General features: G+C 34.6%; 20 protein-coding genes. 5 read left to right on the forward strand and 15 right to left on the reverse strand.

Going from position 1 to position 17,590, the window contains the following annotated elements; genetic code table 11:
* Positions 1-54: 54 nt before the first annotated feature.
* Positions 55-2,865, reverse strand: a complete 2,811-nt coding sequence (locus OGZ34_RS06410; RefSeq protein WP_263362493.1) for a TonB-dependent receptor — start codon at positions 2,863-2,865, stop codon at positions 55-57.
* A 269-nt stretch (positions 2,866-3,134) separates the two neighbouring features.
* Here OGZ34_RS06410 and OGZ34_RS06415 point away from each other — a divergent pair, with 269 nt between their 5' ends.
* A complete protein-coding gene (locus OGZ34_RS06415) occupies positions 3,135-4,235 on the forward strand; it encodes a DUF4407 domain-containing protein (RefSeq protein WP_263362494.1) in 1,101 nt (366 codons plus the stop codon).
* 147 nt (positions 4,236-4,382) lie between these two features.
* Here OGZ34_RS06415 and OGZ34_RS06420 read toward each other — a convergent pair whose 3' ends face one another.
* From OGZ34_RS06420 to ruvC, 8 genes are all read right to left on the reverse strand, one after another.
* Positions 4,383-5,087 carry a PH domain-containing protein gene (locus tag OGZ34_RS06420; RefSeq protein WP_173964800.1) on the reverse strand — a complete coding sequence of 235 codons (705 nt, stop codon included), beginning with the start codon at positions 5,085-5,087 and terminating at the stop codon, positions 4,383-4,385.
* A 71-nt stretch (positions 5,088-5,158) separates the two neighbouring features.
* Positions 5,159-5,530 carry an MmcQ/YjbR family DNA-binding protein gene (locus tag OGZ34_RS06425; RefSeq protein ID WP_173964799.1) on the reverse strand — a complete coding sequence of 124 codons (372 nt, stop codon included), beginning with the start codon at positions 5,528-5,530 and terminating at the stop codon, positions 5,159-5,161.
* Positions 5,531-5,538: 8 nt separating this feature from the next.
* On the reverse strand, positions 5,539-5,889 hold the full coding sequence (locus OGZ34_RS06430) for a DUF4260 domain-containing protein (protein WP_263362495.1): 351 nt from the start codon (positions 5,887-5,889) through the stop codon (positions 5,539-5,541).
* Complete coding sequence (locus OGZ34_RS06435) at positions 5,886-6,287, reverse strand: GNAT family N-acetyltransferase (RefSeq protein WP_173964797.1); 402 nt, start codon at positions 6,285-6,287, stop codon at positions 5,886-5,888. The genes OGZ34_RS06430 and OGZ34_RS06435 overlap by 4 nt, the downstream gene beginning before the upstream one ends.
* Before the next feature lie 92 nt (positions 6,288-6,379).
* A complete protein-coding gene (locus tag OGZ34_RS06440; RefSeq protein ID WP_263362496.1) occupies positions 6,380-7,129 on the reverse strand; it encodes a cyclase family protein in 750 nt (249 codons plus the stop codon).
* Between the two features lie 89 nt (positions 7,130-7,218).
* Positions 7,219-7,596, reverse strand: a complete 378-nt coding sequence (locus tag OGZ34_RS06445) for a GxxExxY protein (protein WP_263362497.1) — start codon at positions 7,594-7,596, stop codon at positions 7,219-7,221.
* A 121-nt stretch (positions 7,597-7,717) separates the two neighbouring features.
* The gene (hemW, locus tag OGZ34_RS06450; protein WP_263362498.1) at positions 7,718-8,872 is read right to left on the reverse strand and encodes a radical SAM family heme chaperone HemW; all 1,155 of its coding nucleotides are present in this window, start codon (positions 8,870-8,872) and stop codon (positions 7,718-7,720) included.
* 76 nt (positions 8,873-8,948) lie between these two features.
* A complete protein-coding gene (gene ruvC, locus OGZ34_RS06455) occupies positions 8,949-9,503 on the reverse strand; it encodes a crossover junction endodeoxyribonuclease RuvC (RefSeq protein ID WP_173964793.1) in 555 nt (184 codons plus the stop codon).
* A 146-nt stretch (positions 9,504-9,649) separates the two neighbouring features.
* Between ruvC and OGZ34_RS06460 the strand changes: the two genes are divergently transcribed.
* Together OGZ34_RS06460 and OGZ34_RS06465 are read left to right on the forward strand one after the other, a co-directional pair.
* Positions 9,650-10,594, forward strand: coding sequence for a flippase-like domain-containing protein (locus OGZ34_RS06460; protein ID WP_263362499.1), 945 nt, complete (start codon positions 9,650-9,652; stop codon positions 10,592-10,594).
* Positions 10,591-11,694, forward strand: coding sequence for a glycosyltransferase family 2 protein (locus OGZ34_RS06465; protein ID WP_263362500.1), 1,104 nt, complete (start codon positions 10,591-10,593; stop codon positions 11,692-11,694). Before OGZ34_RS06460 ends, OGZ34_RS06465 begins: the two co-directional genes overlap by 4 nt.
* A 1-nt stretch (position 11,695) precedes the next feature.
* Here OGZ34_RS06465 and OGZ34_RS06470 read toward each other — a convergent pair whose 3' ends face one another.
* Together OGZ34_RS06470 and OGZ34_RS06475 are read right to left on the reverse strand one after the other, a co-directional pair.
* Positions 11,696-12,181 carry a hypothetical protein gene (locus tag OGZ34_RS06470; protein WP_263362501.1) on the reverse strand — a complete coding sequence of 162 codons (486 nt, stop codon included), beginning with the start codon at positions 12,179-12,181 and terminating at the stop codon, positions 11,696-11,698.
* Between the two features lie 47 nt (positions 12,182-12,228).
* Positions 12,229-12,510: a hypothetical protein gene (locus OGZ34_RS06475; protein WP_263362502.1), complete on the reverse strand. Its 282-nt coding sequence runs from the start codon at positions 12,508-12,510 to the stop codon at positions 12,229-12,231.
* A gap of 150 nt (positions 12,511-12,660) precedes the next feature.
* Between OGZ34_RS06475 and OGZ34_RS06480 the strand changes: the two genes are divergently transcribed.
* Both OGZ34_RS06480 and OGZ34_RS06485 read left to right on the forward strand, forming a co-directional pair.
* Positions 12,661-13,161: a DUF456 domain-containing protein gene (locus OGZ34_RS06480; RefSeq protein WP_263362503.1), complete on the forward strand. Its 501-nt coding sequence runs from the start codon at positions 12,661-12,663 to the stop codon at positions 13,159-13,161.
* Positions 13,162-13,441: 280 nt separating this feature from the next.
* Positions 13,442-14,044, forward strand: coding sequence for a DUF937 domain-containing protein (locus OGZ34_RS06485; RefSeq protein WP_173967149.1), 603 nt, complete (start codon positions 13,442-13,444; stop codon positions 14,042-14,044).
* Positions 14,045-14,107: 63 nt separating this feature from the next.
* Here the strand turns inward: OGZ34_RS06485 and OGZ34_RS06490 are convergent, their stop codons facing one another.
* The 4 genes from OGZ34_RS06490 to OGZ34_RS06505 form a co-directional block, all read right to left on the reverse strand.
* Complete coding sequence (locus tag OGZ34_RS06490; RefSeq protein ID WP_173967148.1) at positions 14,108-15,016, reverse strand: pseudouridine synthase; 909 nt, start codon at positions 15,014-15,016, stop codon at positions 14,108-14,110.
* Between the two features lie 313 nt (positions 15,017-15,329).
* Positions 15,330-16,286 (reverse strand): geranylgeranylglycerol-phosphate geranylgeranyltransferase, encoded by a 957-nt coding sequence (locus OGZ34_RS06495; protein WP_263362504.1) that lies wholly within the window; start codon positions 16,284-16,286, stop codon positions 15,330-15,332.
* Between the two features lie 91 nt (positions 16,287-16,377).
* Entirely contained in the window at positions 16,378-16,587 is a 210-nt protein-coding gene (locus OGZ34_RS06500; protein WP_173967146.1) for a hypothetical protein, read from the reverse strand.
* 64 nt (positions 16,588-16,651) lie between these two features.
* On the reverse strand, positions 16,652-17,590 hold the full coding sequence (locus OGZ34_RS06505; protein ID WP_173967145.1) for a mevalonate kinase family protein: 939 nt from the start codon (positions 17,588-17,590) through the stop codon (positions 16,652-16,654).

The following is a 17,590-nucleotide window of genomic DNA, read 5'->3' on the forward strand; positions in this document are numbered from 1 at the left end:
CAATCAGACAGAACCGTTAAGTTCTGTCCAATGTAAGGATTTTTAAATAGCGTATTATAAGTCAAGTTTCAAACCAAAATTATATCGGGCCTGATAGTATTCTGCTTGTTTGGTATGTGCTTGAACACCCTGATAGTAGCGCAACGGCTGATTGGTTAAGTTATTCGCTTCAGCAAAAAGACGAAGCTTAGGTGTAATTTTGAAAGAAGCATTTGCATCTACAAAAAATTGTTTATCATAGTAACTGTCTTTGTAAGATTCAGAACCTAATTCATCTAAATAATCGGAAGTGAAATTGGTTGAAACTCTGGCAGAAAAACGTTTGTTTTCCCAAGATAGAGAGCCGTTAAACATGTGTGGAGTGGTCCCCGGAAGACTAATGTTGTTTCTTTCGTTTCCATCTTCATCTGCAATCCCTTTTGCTTTAGATTTGGTATAAGTGTAATTCAGATAAATACCAAATCCTTTAAGAAATTTACCAGGAAGGAAGTCTAACTGACGCTGAAAAGCGACTTCAAAACCATAAACATCAACGGTCTCTCCGTTTCTGGATTGTAAAAATGACCAGTTTTCACCTGCCGGAATTGGATTTACCTGATTTGGGAAATCTGTAGCAAATTTTGCAGCAGTGTATTGGTTGTCACTGTAATTGTAAATAAAGTTGTCTAGTTTTTTGTAGAAAACACCTCCCGAAATTAATCCAACCGACTTGAAATAGTTTTCGGCCATAAAATCATAATTGTAAGAGTAGGTAGCGTCAAGATCTGGATTTCCTGCCATGATTTCTTTTTCGGCAGCAATATTGTTTACATACGGAGCCAGTGCATAATAGTCCGGTCTTGCCAAAGCTGTAGTAGCAGCCGCTCTTAAAACTAAATCTTTGGTAGCATTGTATTGGAAAGAGATGCTTGGCAATAAATTAGTATAAGAGTTGGTCGTATTGATTTGGTTCTCTAATTTCTCTTCATCCAAGACGCGGTTTCCGGTATAATCAATACGAGTGTTTTCTACACGAAAACCTAAAACCATAGATAGCTTATCGTTAAAATCCTGATCCCATCTTACATAGGCGGCATAAATGTTTTCTTTGGCATTATAATTTACAGCCAGGAATTCTGAGGGATCCGCTTTTTTGTTAAATAATGCGGTATTGTTTAAATCTAAACTTCCTAAAAAGTTAGTCGAAGCAAAACTCCCCGGTACATATTTGCTTCCCGGATTAAAGTTTTGACCGTCGTAATAGCTATTTGGAACTTGCGAAAGTAAAGCCATATCCGTGTTGATAGGTGTGTAAGCAAAGAAATTATTGTTTCTTTCTTTTTCTTTCAATCGAAGTCTAACTCCGGTTCGCAATCTTCCTTTTTCAGATGGAATAATTGTAAAAGGGAAACGGATATTAATTTTTGCTCCAAATTCACTTTCGCTGGTTTCATTCGTATTTTCGGTAGCCGTTTGAAATTTGAATTTGTTTAGAGCCTCTCCGGTTGTTGTGATTAAAGGAAATCGGATATCTGATAGATCCTGAGTCATATCTACACCTTTCTGACGGTATTCGATATAACGCTCTTCCGGACGGTATTCTCGGGCTTTTGCATAATTGGCAGACCAGTCTAAGTCCAGTTTAGAGTTGATTAAATGCTCTCCACGAATCGAATAATTCTGAACGCGCTGATCTTCTAATCTTCTGTTTTTGTTGCGGTCATTATCTACTCCGCCTTTCGTCTGGCGTTTTACACGTCCTTTAAATGCAGTAATTTGCTGACCGTTATAAATTGGCTGGATATCGTCGTAAGTAGTTCTGAAACGGTTTTCTCCGTCGTCTCTCCAGTTGTAAATAGCGTTGGCAAAAATGGTATTGTTTTCATCAAATTTATAGTCTAACGCCACAGATCCGCTGCGACGAATACGCTGTACATCGTATTTTCTAATCTCTGATGCCTGTAAGTATTCATTTCCGAATTTATCTTTTACCCATTCGTTTTCGATATTATCAGATCCGTAATCTACATTGTTATACGATCCGCTAAAAACAGCTCCAAGTTTATTGTCTAAAAAACGATTTCCATAAACCAATCCTGCGGTGTAGGAAGCATGTTCGCGTATTGGTAAATAACCACCTGCCAGCGTAGCAGAGATTCGCTCTCCGTTTGGTGTAGCTCTTGTAATTAAATTTACAGAACCTCCAATAGCATCTGCGTCCATATCGGGAGTCAGGGTTTTGTTGACTTCAATTGTCGAGATCATATCAGACGGAATCAAATCCATTTGTACATTTCTGTTGTCTCCTTCTGCCGATGGAATTCGGTCTCCATTTAGAGTAACCGAGTTCAATGATGGAGCAAGACCTCGGATAATGATGTTACGGGCTTCACCCTGATCGTTTTGCATGGTAATTCCCGGAACACGCTTTAAAGCATCTCCAACGTTAGCATCCGGAAAACGTCCCATTTGGTCAGATGAAATTACGTTTCCGATATTTTTGTTGTTTTTTTGTTGATTTAAAGCTTTTGCCTGACCTTTTAAAATGTCTCCAACCACTACTTCGTTCAACTCGGTTCCGGAAGTTTTAAGCGCAAAATCAATTACGTTATTTTTACCTTGTTCAACCGTAATTTCTTTTGTGATGGCAGTGTATCCAATATATTTTACCTGCAACTGGTAGGTACCAGTATTAATGTTAAGTAGTTCAAAATGACCATTGTAATCTGAAACGGTATATTTATTTTCACCTACAATTTGAATCATTGCTCCCGGTAAAGGAAGCTTATCATCAGTATCTAATACTTTTCCTGAGATTATAGCCTTTTGGGCATAACCTGACAAGGCTAAAAACAGGAATGTTACTATTAAGTAAATCTTTTTCATTTGTGTTTTAGTTTGATTTGCTGCGAAACTAGAACCTAGATGTTATTAAAGGACTTGAAAAGAATTAACATAGTGTTATGATTCGTATCCAACATTAAAAATAGATTAATGTTAAAGTAACATTTGTTATAAAAATGTTTTTTAGGAAGCCAACTCAAAACAAATGAACTATTTAACTTAGAATTTAATTTTTTGGCGTTAAATTTGCCGTATCACACAAGTCCAAAGGACGAGTTGATAAAATAATCATCAATCAAAAATCATCAATCATGTTAAAACAATTTTTTATCCTCTGTTCAGGAGCCGATCGGGACCTGCTCGAAGGCTGTTCAGAAGGCGAACAAACCAAATATGTTGGTATTGGCGCCACCGTTTTTTTTACTGCAGTTATGGCTTTTCTGGCCAGTACTTATGCACTTTTTACTGTTTTTGACTCTATTTATCCGGCTTTAATTTTTGGATTTGTGTGGAGTTTACTCATTTTTAATCTGGACCGATTTATAGTTTCGACGATTAAAAAAAGAGATCGTTTTATGGATGAATTTATTCAGGCGACTCCCAGAATCCTACTGGCAATTATTATTGCAATTGTAATTTCGAAACCTTTGGAGATTAAAATCTTCGAAAAAGAAATCAATACTGTTTTATTGAAAGAAAAAAATGAAATGGAATTGGCAAACAAAAAGCAGGTAGGTAATTATTTCAAATCGGATTTAGATAAAAATAAGGCTGAGATTGCAGTGTTGAAAAATGATATTCTCAAAAAAGAAAAAGAAGTAAATGATTTGTATTCGACTTATATCACAGAAGCCGAAGGAACTTCAGGAACCAAAAAGCTTGGAAAAGGACCGGTTTATAAAGAAAAGAGAGAGAAACACGATGCAGCTCTAAAAGAATTTGCAGCATTAAAGACTACTAACGAAGCCAAAATTGCCGAGAAAGAAAAAGCGGGAAAACAATTGCAGGCAGATTTGGATAAAAAAGTCACTCAAACGCAGCCCATCATTGAAGGTTTTGATGGTTTAATGGCGCGTATCAATGCACTGAATAAGTTACCGTGGCTGCCGTCTTTTTTTATAATGTTATTGTTTTTAGCAATCGAAACTTCTCCGATTATAGCGAAATTATTAGCTCCTAAAGGCGAGTTTGATTTTAAACAGGAAGAAGCCGAAACAGCAATGAAAGCCACTTTGGAGCAAAACAAATACCAAAGTGAATTATTGGTTAGAACCAGCGCCGAAATGCACGATAAAGTTTATGCTGATATTGCCGGAGATAGAGGTCTCTACGATTTGCAGCGTAAAAACGCAAAGGAATTACTCGAATTGCAGTCTAATAGTTTTGTAGAGAAACAGAAAGCTACTTTGTAAGATGTAGTTTGTAAAATGTGATCTGTAAGAAGTAAAAATGATCTTTAAAACGTAAAAAAGCCTTAAGTTCTATCTGAACTTAGGGCTTTTTAATTTTGAGTAAAAAGTTAATTCACTTCTTACAGATCACATTTTACAAACTACATCTTACATATAGCTTAAAATTTCTTTCTTATAAGTGTCATATTCTCCCTGCATGATTAAACCATTGTCAAGCAGTTTTTTATAATTCTGCAGTTTGTCAAAAAGTTCCTCTTTAGACAAGTCGCTCAATTTACGATCTCCGGTGGAAGCCTGAGTAGGTTGAATAGGTTCAAAAGTTTCATAAGGAGTTGTCGCAGGTAAAATTTCGGCAAAACTGGTAACTTCTTCCGTTTCAACTTCTTCTACGTCGTCTTCAAAATCATCTTCGACGATTTGTACTGGTTCTGCTGCAGGAGCTTCAGTAGCAACAGGGTTTTTCAATAAATCCAATTGTTCCTTAGCATAAGTATAAATTTTTCTTGCCTGAGTTTTCGGAATATAATCTATTGAAATTGCCAGATCTGTTTTGGTGCCAAATGAAAATTCAGAACCTAAAATGTTTTCTTTTACAAAAGTGCTTGCAATATCATCCCAGGTATAATCTGTAAAATCCATCGAAAGACCTAAGTTTTTAGGTTTGCAAATAATGATACGTTTATTGGTTAAGATTATGCTATCCGGAAAAACAGTAATTGCTGGTTTTTTTTGAACCGCGATGTACCCAACTTCTTCGTTTTTCATCAATAAATCATTGAGTTTTGAAGTGATTTTTTCAATCGCTTTAGGGTCTTGTTCTTCGTTCAGAAATTTTTTAAATTGTTCTTTCATGATTGATAAATTGCTAAGTTACACTGTAACTGTGTTGCTAAGTTTTTTGTCTTATGCTGCAAATGTAATGCCTAATTTTCTAATTCGATAATTTCATTCTGAATTTTCTTTGTCAAACTTTTGAAAACCAACTCATACGAGTGATCGATCAATTCTTTGATGAAAGAGGTCGGTAAATTGCCATTAAGAGCAATGGTATTCCAATGCACTTTACTCATATGAAATCCGGGTTTGATTTCGTCATATTCGGCTCTTAGTTCCTGAGCGCGTTCCGGATCACATTTTAAATTAACCGAAGGTTCATTTTTTTCCCATTGTGATAAGGAGGATAATGCAAACATTTTTCCGCCAACTTTAAAAACCAAGGTGTCTTCGTCAAAAGGAAAATGTTCGCTAACCCCTTTTTTTGAAAGACAATATTCGTAGTACGTTTCCAGATTCATATTATTTTTTATTTACCGATTTCACCTAAATGTGTATACTTAAAACCTTTTTGATATTTCAAACCATAACCGAAAAAACGATCCATTGCAGCATGCGAGAATAAAATAATTCCGATAAGCTGAATGTATTCAATTTTTAAACAACAACCCACTATATAAACTAAGATCGAGAGTCCTTTGTGATGGAATAAGTTGTACAAAAAAGCTCCAATTTTAGAATTAGATACATAGCCGATCATCGAAAGATCCGGAGCCAAAATGAAGACTAAAAAACACCACCAATGATAGTTTAAAAGGCTAAATAGATAGATTCCGAGAACGAACATTCCTAATTCTTCAAGTTTGATTATTGTTTTCATACTATTTTCTTTTCCATCATTTTTTCGGGATGCTGCAAGGCGGTAAAGCCAAATTTCTCATATAAAAAATGAGCGTCAGTAGTCGCTAATCTCCATATTTGAATGTCTTTTAGAATAGGCTCATTCATCATCGCTTCTATTAAAACAGACGAATACCCTTTGCCACGCTGTTCTTCGGTAATAAAAACATCCATTACATATCCAAAAACCACATAATCTGTAATAACTCTTGCAAAGCCAATTTGTTTGTCGTTAAGGTAAATTCCAAAACAAACAGAAGCGGCTATTGTAGTTTGAACTTCTTCAATAGTTCTTCCGGCAGCCCAGTAAATATCCTTCAGGAAATTTTGTATAAACGGAACATCAAGTTTAGTTTTATCGGTCGAAACGGTTATCATAAGCTGTCGTTTTTTGCCATGAATTACACTAATTTTTATGCTTATCAAAAAAAGAATTAATTCGAGGGAATTTGTATAATTCGGGGCAAACTTTAAATTTTATATAAAATTGGTTTACTTGGACTTGCATCGTTTTCAAACGAAGCAATTTGAAGATTTAGTATATAGTCGCCATCTTTGATTTCATCAGAAACAAAAATCATTTCGGTAATCGTTGCATTTAATCTTGCGTCAGCGTTCAGATGAAGCGTATCTTTTACATTCCAAAAAGCTTTGTGAGCCAGTAATTTTCCCTCGTCATGTTCTTTGTCCACACTTGGTAAGTCAATTAACAAATGCTGAATTTTGCTTTCGCGAATGAAAATTGCCGCTTCTTCAGATAAATAGGGCGGGTTTGTATTCGAGTATTTTCTTGATTTTTTATCTTTTTGGTTTGGAAGTGTTCTGATAAGTAAAGCCTCAGTTGTTCCACTAAGAACATCTAAAATCTGATTTTTGGTAATCATGAAATCATCACCAATTTTTTCAGGTTCAATGGTAATTAGTTGAGCCAAAAAGAAAAACTGTTTTAAACATTCATTGATACTATAAAAATCATTTGTGATATGCCCCAAACATTCCGTATGTGTTCCATGACCATGTGGGTTGAAGAAGATATTGTTAAAATTAGTAGATGATTTTCCTTCCGAAACCTTTCCGATCCAATCGCCAAAAACTACGGGCTCAATAACTGGTTTTTCGATATACCAGGCAATTGGGTTTTCGTCTGTATTCGTTAACGGGATTGAAATATCAATGGGTTTTGATAAGTCTATTTCGAAGGTGTTTATTTTTGCTTTCATTTTACCGCAAGGTTCGCTAAGGTTTACGCAAAAGATCGCAAGGTTTTTTGCTTAAAATTATTGCGTTTTTAATTTTTATTCAAGAAATACTAAAGCTTGTTTACAACTCTGCGTATCCCATTTTTTATTAAAACTACATTAAAGTTTATTAATAAACCTAATTTACAATTTGTTAATTTTAAATAGGTCAATAGTTGGGCGAAATGAATTTCATTTAAAGCATCCACGGATTTTATTTCCAAAATTACTTTATTTTCAATTATTATATCTAGTCGATAACCAATATCTAACTTTACTTTTTCGTAAATTAAAGATAAAGGTTTTTGTTTTTCAATTTCTAAACCAGTCTTTTTTAATTCATAGACCAGACATTCTTCGTAAGCACTTTCCAAGAGTCCGGGACCTAAAGTTTGATGAACTTTTAAAGCACAATCAAACACAATTCTTGATGATTCATTTTCTGACATGAGTTTTAATTTTAAATAGTAAAACTCAAATGTAGTACAGAAAAATAAAAGTAACTTTATTCTTACATTAATTATGCTACGCTCTTTGCGTAAACCTTAGCGAACCTTGCGGTTAAACTTTTTATTCTAAATTTAAGTAAAAGAGATCACTTGCAATTCCATCCGTTAAAAATTTTCCTTTTGCGGTTGGTTTTAGAATGTTGTTTTCGATAAAAAGTAAATCATCGTTTAGGAATTTCTGAGATTGTTTTTGGAGATAATCCAGATAATCTGAGCCAAATTCAGCATCAATCCGATCTAAGGAAACGCCCCAAATCGTTCTTAAGCCCGTCATAATATATTCGTTATAACGATCAGATTTAGACAGAATTTCAGTTTCTATTGGAAGTTCGTCATTCTGAATTGATTTGATGTAAAGGGAATTGTTTGCCACATTCCAGCCTCTTTTTTCACCATCGTAGCTGTGCGCCGAAGGGCCAATTCCGATGTATTTTTTACCGAGCCAGTAAGCCGAATTGTTTTTGGAGAAATAATTTTCCTTTCCGAAATTGGATAATTCGTAATGAACAAAACCATTTTTTTCAAGTGTGTCGACCAGAATCATAAAATGATTGGAAGCGGCTTCGTCTTGTGGTTCTGCAATTTTACCGGTGTCAATTAGTTTTTTTAAAGCTGTTTTGGGTTCTACCGTCAGGGCATAACTCGAAATGTGCGGAATACCAAAGGACAACGCTGTTTCAATATTTTTTTTCCACATTTCATCGGTCAGACCAGGGATTCCGTAGATGAGATCGAGTGAAATGTTATCGAAATATTTGGTCGCTTCTTTTAAGCAATTTATCGCTTCTGCCGAATTATGGGCACGGTTCATCATTTTTAGATCTTCTTCGTAGAATGACTGGATCCCAATACTTAAGCGGTTTATAGGGCTTTTAGATAATTCGAGAATTCGCTCGGGAGACAAATCATCGGGATTTGCTTCGAGTGTTATCTCCGGATTTTCAACAACATTATAATTGTTGTAAACGGTATCGATTAAAAAGTTTATCTCGTCATTACTCAAAACCGAAGGAGTTCCACCTCCAAAATAAATGGTCTCAATCTGGTCGTTACTTTGGGTAGAATCGATAAATTTTAATTCATTTTTCCGCATGACGATTTCTTTGGCTAAAGCCAAAACCATTTCGTCTTTCTTTTTCATTGAAGTTGAAAAATGAAAGTCACAATAGTGACAAGCCTGCTTGCAAAAAGGGATATGGATGTAAATACCGCTCATGATTTTAGTCTCAGTTTTCAGTCCCGGTTTTCAGTCTCAGTATTTTTTAGTTGTAGACTGTGACTGCGACTGAAAACTATTTTTTAATTCGTTCTTCATTTTGTTTCACAAAAGCATCCCAACCTGAATAACTTTTACCGGCAATAACTTTACCGGAATTAAAATGATGACAAACGGCAGCCGCAAGACCATCTGTTGAGTCAAGGTTTTTGGGTAATTCTTTTAGTCCAAGAAGCTGCTGGAGCATTTTTGCGACCTGTTCTTTGCTGGCATTTCCGTTTCCGGTAATCGCCATTTTGATCTTTTTAGGTTCGTACTCAGTGATGGGAATGTCTCTCGAAAGCCCTGCTGCCATTGCTACGCCTTGTGCGCGACCCAATTTCAGCATCGATTGAACGTTTTTACCAAAGAAAGGAGCCTCAATCGCAATTTCGTCGGGATGGTGTGTTTCTATTAATTCGATCGTACGCTCAAATATGATTTTTAATTTTTGGTAATGATTGTCGTATTTGGAAAGCTGCAATTCGTTAAGCTGCAGAAATTCCATTTTTTTATTAGTGACTTTAATTAATCCGAAACCCATGATGGTTGTTCCGGGGTCAATACCTAATATGATGCGTTCTTTTGTCAATTTTTTTGTTTTGGTTACTCAAAGTTTCACTAAGTTAACACAGAGATTCACAAAGTTTTTTTTTGACTCTCTTTGTGTGTCTTTGTGGTTGCTCAGAGAATCTTTGTGAAATAGCTTTTTCGTAATAGTTTGCTTTACTTTGCAACATGATTTCAATTCCTCACAAAGCTAAGCAATTCCTTGTTCTTCTAGTCAAACTTTTGATTGTAGGTGGTGCATTTTACTTTATTTATAATCAGTTGGCACATAATGATAAGCTCGACTGGCAAAAATTTATCGTGTTGTTTCGTAAAAATCAGTCCGTATTAGGAATTGGTTTTATCTTGCTTTTGAGTGTTTTAAATCGTTATTTCGAAATTCTGAAATGGCAGAATCTAGCTAAAGTAATTCATCAAATTTCTTTGGGAGAGGCTACAAAACAAGTTCTGGCGGCTTTAACAGCAGGAATTTTCACGCCAAACGGAGTAGGAGAGTATGCAGGAAAAGCATTGTATTATTCGAAATCAGAAACTAAAAAAGTAATTTTCTTAAACCTGATCTGCAACGGGATTCAAATGATCTTAACCGTGATTTTTGGGATTTTTGGGTTGTTGTATTTTAATGTCAAACATGAGATTATTACAACGCAAACGGTTGCCATTTTGTTTGGAATTTTTGTATTGCTTCTTATTGTTTTGTTTTCTTTGAAGAAAATAAAAATTAAAGGATATTCGATCGAAAAATTAATACATAAGATTAACGAAATCCCTAAACCAATTCACCGCAAAAATATTCTTTTGGGGGTTTTACGTTATTTGGTTTTTTCGCATCAGTACTACTTTTTGTTTTTGGCTTTTGATGTCGATTTGCCATATTTCACTTTAATTGCTACTATTGCGGTCGTTTACTTTCTGGCCTCGTCATTACCTACTTTTCAGTTTCTGGATTTTGCGGTAAAAGGGAGCGTTGCGATTTATTTCTTTGGAATTTTAGGAGTAAACGAGTGGATCGTAGTTTTTATAAGCACTTTGATGTGGTTCCTTAATGTGGTTTTACCCGTCGTTATAGGAGCATATTATGTGTTGAATTTTAAAACCAGAACTGCAGAATGATTTTGGGTTTGTATACCCTATTAAGCATTTATGTGCTTGCTATCGGTTGGCTTGTTTATGGTTTTGCTAAAGTAAAAAAGTATCAAAGTACAGATTTAAAACCTCAAACGAGTTTTACAATTATAGTTCCGTTTCGGAATGAAGAAGAGAATTTGCCTAACCTTTTAGAGAGTTTTTCAACACTGAATTACCCTAATGATTTGTTTGAAGTTATTTTGGTAGATGATAATTCTAAGGAGAAATTTCAAATCTCACATTTCGCATTTCACATTTCACAAATTGACAATATCCGGGTTTCGAGTTCTCCCAAAAAAGATGCTATTTCGACCGCAATGCAACAGGTAAAAACCGAATGGGTCATTACTACTGATGCCGATTGTTTGGTGTCTCAAAATTGGTTGTTAACCTTCGATAATTACATTCAGCAAAATAAGGTTTCGATGCTTGCAGGAGCTGTGAGCTATGCATGTGAAGACTCATTTTTACATCATTTTCAGCAATTGGATTTGACAAGTTTACAAGGAGCAACAATTGGAAGTTTTGGACTTCAAAAAGCCTTTATGTGCAACGGCGCCAATTTTGCCTATACTAAATCGATATTCGAAGCTTTAAATGGATTTGAAGGGAATGATAAAATCGCCAGTGGTGATGATGTTTTTTTATTGCAAAAAGCGGTTGAAGCATTTCCTGATGAAGTTCACTATTTAAAAGCAATGGAAGCAATTGTTACGACCAAACCAACGGAAGACTGGAAGACCTTATCTTATCAGAGAGTGCGTTGGGCCGCTAAAACAAGTTCGTATCAAAGCAGCTTTGGAAAGATTTTGGGGTTAATCGTTTTCTTAGGTAATCTGAGTTTTGTAATCGGTTTTTTTGGGGTAGTCTTTTCGATTTGGCCCTATTACTTTTTCGTTTGGTTTGCCTTTTTGAAATTTACAATCGATTTTATTTTACTCCGTTGTACCAATCAATTTTTGACAAGCGAACGTATAAAAAGTTTGTTTTTAAGTAGTCTGTTGTATCCCTTTTTTAGCTCGACTGTGGCTTTGTATAGTTTGTTTGGTTCTTATGAATGGAAAGGAAGAAAGTTCACGAAATAAACTACTTTTTTTCTTTAGCCTTAAGAATAACTGGCAGGATGAACTGAGTTTTTACCGGAATTCCACGTTTAAGTGCCGGATTTATTTTTGGAAAATCGACTAAACGGGCATGTAGAATACTATCGATTTTAATCGTATCGTAAGCAACAGAATCTTTCGGAAATTGTGGTTCGAATTTCATGGTTGAATTAGGGAAAACCGTCACTTTTACTTCAATTGTGTCGAGTTCAGGATATAATATCGCAAGGGTGTCAATATCCAGTTTTTCTTGAATAAGCTGTGACATTACTTCAAAGAAGCACTGTTGGCGTTGTTTTTTATCGGCAATCTTTTCGCAATTGGCTACGGAGGGGAATTCGTCAACTTCTTTCCAGTTAATTGATTTTAATTCTTTTTGAAGTAATTCTTTTTCAGAGGGAACCTGCTTCTCAAAATATTGACAAGAATTGAAAAATAGAACAATTAATAAAAGGAAAAATTGCTTCAAGAGTTTGATGTTGAATTGAACGATCATATTAAGGCATAAAAATACGATTATTTTTTTTGGGAAGCTTTGAATTGCAAATAATCTTCGTAGTTTTCTGACAACCATTTTTCTTTGTTTTGCGCTGCAACTTCTTTTTGCTCAGGATATAAAGAAGCCAGTCGATCAGAAAAAGCAGCAATCTGGACAGTATAATTGTAGAATTCCGTTTTATTTAATACAATATTTGGGTCATTTTTGCGATTAAAATATTCGAAGAATAGGGCGTCAAAATCTTTCATCGAAAAATTTAGTACTTTTTTCTTGTTACTTTTATAAATGCTGTCTTGCATAAGCTTATCGTTGATAGATAATTTTTTAGTTTGGGCATGTAAATTGCTATTGATTACCAGGATCAAAAAACTACAGGAGATAAAGTGCAAAAATTGAGGCATTAATTCGTTCCTTTAGAAAGTTTGTAGCTCAAATTTACAAAAAAAGATATGGATTTACTATTGTTACTACTTGGTTTTATATGTATGATTGTTGGGATTTTTGGTAGTTTTTTACCTGTATTGCCTGGATTGTCATCTTGTTGGATGGGCTTATTATTGCTTTATCTGACAGAAGCAGTTGAAAATAATTATTGGGTTTTGGGAATTACACTTTTGCTAACCATTGTAATTACAGTTCTTGATTATATAATTCCCGCAAAAGGGACTAAGAAGTTTGGAGGGAGTTCGTACGGAGTTTGGGGAACCAACATTGGTTTAATCCTTGGTATTGTTGCTCCTATTCCGTTTGGGGTTATTATTGGACCTTTTGTTGGGGCTCTTGTTGGAGAATTGATTTATGATTCAGCCAACCATCAACGTGCATTAAAAGCAGCTACAGGATCAGTTTTGGGTTTTCTTGCTTCAAGTTTTGTGAATTTTTTATTCTGTATCATCTTTCTGGGCATTTTCATTAGTGTTGTCTGGCAAAATCGCCTGTTACTGTTTTAAATCACGTATTTATCCTTAAGCTTTTTCTTATTTTTTCATTTTTTATTAAAAATAACTGTATTTTTTTCTAACCAGTTTTTATTTGTTTTGATAACGAATGGGTTATGTTTACTGGAACTTCAGGATTTTTATGCTCAACAATTGTTAAAGCTACAATTGACTATTTAACTTATTTTTTGGAAATGTTAAAATATTTTATATTTTTATCCTGATAAACGATAAAAAGCCTCACTTTGTCGATTATTTTTAATGGATTTAAATAATTTTAAACAAGTTAAGTATGACTCCAAACCTACAAATTGAACTTAGACGTTTTATTTCTTCTAATGTTGTTTCAAAGTTGAACAAGTTTTATTTTGAAAATGATGCACTTTTAATTAAGGGAATTGATGTTTCGATAGGTACAGTTTTAATGGGGTTGTATAACAGGGCCGAGGAGTCGGATTTTTACAAAGGAATTGCTTCATTAATACAAGATGATTCTACTTTTTATCAGGAAGTTGATTTTACATCAGGACGTATTTTATCAGTTGATGATTGCTATCGTTTAGAAGGAAATGGTTTGTTGAAAGAAATTTTCACTAATAAAAAGGGCAGGATTTCTGAAATGATTTCTAACGAAGTCGGAATAAAAAGCGAAACTGCCAGAGAAATTCTTAACTTTTCAGCCTTATTAGTCGTCTCTTATCTTAAGAACAATATTCAAATAGTAGAGAGTTTAAAATTACTTTTGGAAGATCAAAAAAGAGACATTTTAAACAGTATTCCGCCCGGAATCAAGATTATCCTGGGATTTTCATGCTACGAATCGGTAGAAGAAAAAAACCAATCTATAGGAAGATCAATTTTTACATTATTCGGTCATAACTTTTTTAGCTTCTAAATAAAAAATCCCGTCTTACAAAAGTAAAACAGGATCTATATTTAATTCAATTTGAATGGCTTCTTAAACATTTTTCAAGTTGATGATTTCCTGGTCGGTTAAAAAACGCCAGTTACCTCTAGGTAAATTTTTCTTGGTTAAACCCGCAAATGATACACGATCAATACGTAGCACATCATAATCAAAGTTTTCGAAAATAGCACGTACCACTTTTACATTCGAAGAACGTAATTTAAGACCTACTTCGCTTTTGGCTTCTTTTTCAATATAGCTGATCTCTTCAACAAAAACACGGTGTCCGTCAAGAACCAAGCCTTTGCTTATTTTTTCTAAATCTTCAAATTTTAAGTTTTTATCTAAAGAAACCTGGTAGATTTTAGATGACTTTTGACTTGGTAAAGTAAATTTACGAATCATGTCAGTATCATTAGTAAACAATAATAAACCAGTCGTGTTCTTGTCCATTCTTCCAATCGGAGCAATTTTTGCCGTTGTAGAACCGCGAACCAATTCTAAAACATTACGATATTCCTGACCTTCGTCAAGAGCAGTTGTAAAGTTTTTAGGTTTGTTTAATAAGATGTATTCTTTCTTTTCAGGAGTCAAAGTAACACCGTCAAAATTCACAACATCATTTAATTTTACTAAATAACCCATTTCAGTTACCGGAACACCATTTACTTTGACATTTCCGGACTGAATGTATATATCAGCATCACGACGTGAACAAACACCTGAATTAGAGATGTATTTATTCAAGCGAATTTCGTCTGCAGCTTTTTGTCTTTTTGGAGCCTGATTCTGTTTTTTGATTTTTTCTGCCTTTTCTTCTTCGGCAGCCTTCACAGCAGGTTTCACTTTTTTCGGCCCTTGAGCACGTTTTGCCATAGGAGGTTTTGGCTTGTTAGAGTTTGGCCTAGAGCTATTTGGTCTCGATCCGCCTCTTTTATTATTGCCTTCCTTATTGTTCATAAATTCTGTAATTTGTGCAAAGATAGTTTATTCTTGCTAAATAATCCTAAGTTCATTGTTCTTAGATTAATAGCTGTTATTTTTTAGAGTTGCCGAAGCATAACAATTGGCTTTTTTAGAGGTATTTTTTCCCGCTTTTCGCTTCAATCTTTTATTTGAAAAAAATAAAAGGATTTCCACTTCAATCGGGGCTACTTTCAAACAATCGGCTTCTTTTGAGCATTTTGAAAAAAGTTATCCCCCAAAGATTTTAGAAAGAGAGAGTAAAAGCTAAAAAAAGACGTGAAAATCCGTATCATCTGTGTGCGGTCTTTTAAAACTTCAGTAGTAAATTTTTTCCATGCCATAAAACACTGGGGTTAATCAATACGATGCAAAAGACACCCGAAACAATCAAAAATTTCAGGACATTGTGAAGTAATAAAAATTGTTCTTTCGAATTTGATTTCCATAAATAAATCAGGAAAAAAAGCAATACGGCAAAACAGATATAAAAGTAAATATCCATATAGCCCACATCATAAATGTTGATTAGAATGTAAACCGGAACCACAGTTAAGAGAGTTAAAACGGTAATGATCTGTTTCGAAACTTTTTCGTTGTAAAGGATCGGGATTGTTCTGTAATTGTTTGCTAAATCGCCTTTCAGATTTTCTAAATCTTTTATCATTTCCCGAATCAGTAATAATAAAAATAAGAAAACTGCATGAGATGAAATAACCATAAAATGACTCATGTGGTCTTCGATTTCTTCAAATGAAATTTTGTTGTAGAAATACAAAAGAATAGCAAAAAACGGAACTACTGCCAGGAAGGCTGCAGTAAGATTGCCTACAATTGGATACTTTTTTACTTTATGAGAATAAAACCAGATTAGGAAAATATAAACCGAAAAGAACAAGAAAGCGCGCCAGGAAACAATCAGAGCCATTAAAGCAGCAATAAAATTGAGTGTGAAGTAAACCGATAGTTTTGTTTTTTGACTGACTAATCGGTCCAGCATTGATTTATTAGGTCTGTTGATTAGATCTTTTTGGCTGTCGTAAAAATTGTTAATGATATAACCCGAAGCAATAGTGATCGCGGAGGCGAAAACGATGAGAAACAAATTAAAATCCAGTAAAATGTCGAGTGCTCTTTTTTCAGGCGCCAGTATAAAAATGGCTGATAAGTATTGCGCCAAAACAATAATCGGAATGTTATAGCCTCTCACTACGGAGAGCAAACTAACAATTTTCATGACTAAAAGTTTGTGCTGTCTGCTTAACATTTTTTGAATTTGGTTTCGGATTTTAATTCTAGACTTGTTTATAGGTTCTCGTTCTGCAAAACATAGAAGGGCTCCTTGTGGATTTGGAGCTTCAGGAGTCGAAAACGAAAAGTTGTGATCCGGTTGCAGAGTAGATAAAGACAGCAATCTCTTCAATAACCAGTCTTGGAAACTTTACTTTTGTGGAGTGAACAGTAATGCTAAAGCTTTTTTCTAAAAGTACCAATAACGAAATTAAAGGGCATAAAAATGGAATACCTCCTAAAAAAGTCGCTTTGATAATCTTTAAAATACTATTCATACGCCATAACTTTTAAGGTTCTTTTAAAGACTATCTAATTAAGACCGGTTTTTAGAGGTTGGCTTTAAAACTGGTAAACTACCTCTAACTTATAATCTTTTAAAGATGCTTTGGCACGCTCTAGATCTTCGGTAAAGCCCAGAATATAACCGCCTCCGCCTGAACCGCAAAGTTTTAAATAATAGTCATTGGTATCAATTCCGTTCTGCCAGATGCCATGAAATTGTTCCGGAATCATTGGCTTGAAGTTGTTTAAAACGACTTTTGATAGCTTTTTAGTATTGGTAAACAAAGATTTCATGTCACCATGTAAAAAGTTCTCTACACAAGCATCGGTATATTTTACAAATTGGTTTTTAAGCATGGTACGGAAACCTTTGTCTTTCAGGCTTTCCATAAAAATGTTAACCATCGGAGCAGTTTCACCTACAATTCCAGAATCCAATAAAAACACAGCACCTTTTCCGTCAAAACTCTGAGTCGGAATTCCGGTTGCTTCAATGTTATCTTTAGAGTTGATTAAAATAGGAATGCTTAAATAACTGTTTAATGGATCTAAACCAGAGCTTTTTCCGTGGAAGAAACTCTCCATTTGAGCAAATATGTTTTTTAACTGCAACAGTTTTTCACGAGTAAGATTCTCTAAAACGGTTATTTTATCGGTAGCGTATTTATCGTAAATAGCAGCAACAAGTGCACCGCTGCTTCCAACTCCGTATCCTTGCGGAATACTGGAATCAAAATACATTCCGGTTTCAACATCGTTTTTTAAAGTAGCCAAATCAAAAGCAACCAGGTCCGGTTGTTCTGTTTGTAACGTTTCAAGGTAAGATGCAAAACGCTTTAAACTTGCATTGGATGCCATTGCTTCTGCCGAGGGATCTTCGGTTTTCTTTAAAGCTCCGTTGTAAAAATTATAAGGAATAGAAAGTCCTTTAGAGTCACGGATGATTCCGTATTCTCCAAAGAGTAATATTTTTGAGTAAAATAAGGGTCCTTTCAT

Origin of the sequence: Flavobacterium collinsii, assembly GCF_946903285.1 — a bacterium.
Classification (GTDB): Bacteria; Bacteroidota; Bacteroidia; order Flavobacteriales; family Flavobacteriaceae; genus Flavobacterium; species Flavobacterium collinsii.

What these genes read in the sequence shown, in the direction of transcription:
- OGZ34_RS06410 (WP_263362493.1), bottom strand. Translation starts at nt 2,865, where the DNA reads ATGAAAAAGATTTACTTAATAGTAACATTCCTGTTTTTAGCCTTGTCA.
- OGZ34_RS06415 (WP_263362494.1), top strand. Translation starts at nt 3,135, where the DNA reads ATGTTAAAACAATTTTTTATCCTCTGTTCAGGAGCCGATCGGGACCTG.
- OGZ34_RS06420 (WP_173964800.1), bottom strand. Translation starts at nt 5,087, where the DNA reads ATGAAAGAACAATTTAAAAAATTTCTGAACGAAGAACAAGACCCTAAA.
- OGZ34_RS06425 (WP_173964799.1), bottom strand. Translation starts at nt 5,530, where the DNA reads ATGAATCTGGAAACGTACTACGAATATTGTCTTTCAAAAAAAGGGGTT.
- OGZ34_RS06430 (WP_263362495.1), bottom strand. Translation starts at nt 5,889, where the DNA reads ATGAAAACAATAATCAAACTTGAAGAATTAGGAATGTTCGTTCTCGGA.
- OGZ34_RS06435 (WP_173964797.1), bottom strand. Translation starts at nt 6,287, where the DNA reads ATGATAACCGTTTCGACCGATAAAACTAAACTTGATGTTCCGTTTATA.
- OGZ34_RS06440 (WP_263362496.1), bottom strand. Translation starts at nt 7,129, where the DNA reads ATGAAAGCAAAAATAAACACCTTCGAAATAGACTTATCAAAACCCATT.
- OGZ34_RS06445 (WP_263362497.1), bottom strand. Translation starts at nt 7,596, where the DNA reads ATGTCAGAAAATGAATCATCAAGAATTGTGTTTGATTGTGCTTTAAAA.
- hemW (WP_263362498.1), bottom strand. Translation starts at nt 8,872, where the DNA reads ATGAGCGGTATTTACATCCATATCCCTTTTTGCAAGCAGGCTTGTCAC.
- OGZ34_RS06460 (WP_263362499.1), top strand. Translation starts at nt 9,650, where the DNA reads ATGATTTCAATTCCTCACAAAGCTAAGCAATTCCTTGTTCTTCTAGTC.
- OGZ34_RS06465 (WP_263362500.1), top strand. Translation starts at nt 10,591, where the DNA reads ATGATTTTGGGTTTGTATACCCTATTAAGCATTTATGTGCTTGCTATC.
- OGZ34_RS06475 (WP_263362502.1), bottom strand. Translation starts at nt 12,510, where the DNA reads ATGCAAGACAGCATTTATAAAAGTAACAAGAAAAAAGTACTAAATTTT.
- OGZ34_RS06480 (WP_263362503.1), top strand. Translation starts at nt 12,661, where the DNA reads ATGGATTTACTATTGTTACTACTTGGTTTTATATGTATGATTGTTGGG.
- OGZ34_RS06485 (WP_173967149.1), top strand. Translation starts at nt 13,442, where the DNA reads ATGACTCCAAACCTACAAATTGAACTTAGACGTTTTATTTCTTCTAAT.
- OGZ34_RS06490 (WP_173967148.1), bottom strand. Translation starts at nt 15,016, where the DNA reads ATGAACAATAAGGAAGGCAATAATAAAAGAGGCGGATCGAGACCAAAT.
- OGZ34_RS06495 (WP_263362504.1), bottom strand. Translation starts at nt 16,286, where the DNA reads ATGTTAAGCAGACAGCACAAACTTTTAGTCATGAAAATTGTTAGTTTG.
- OGZ34_RS06500 (WP_173967146.1), bottom strand. Translation starts at nt 16,587, where the DNA reads ATGAATAGTATTTTAAAGATTATCAAAGCGACTTTTTTAGGAGGTATT.
- OGZ34_RS06505 (WP_173967145.1), bottom strand. Translation starts at nt 17,590, where the DNA reads ATGAAAGGACCCTTATTTTACTCAAAAATATTACTCTTTGGAGAATAC.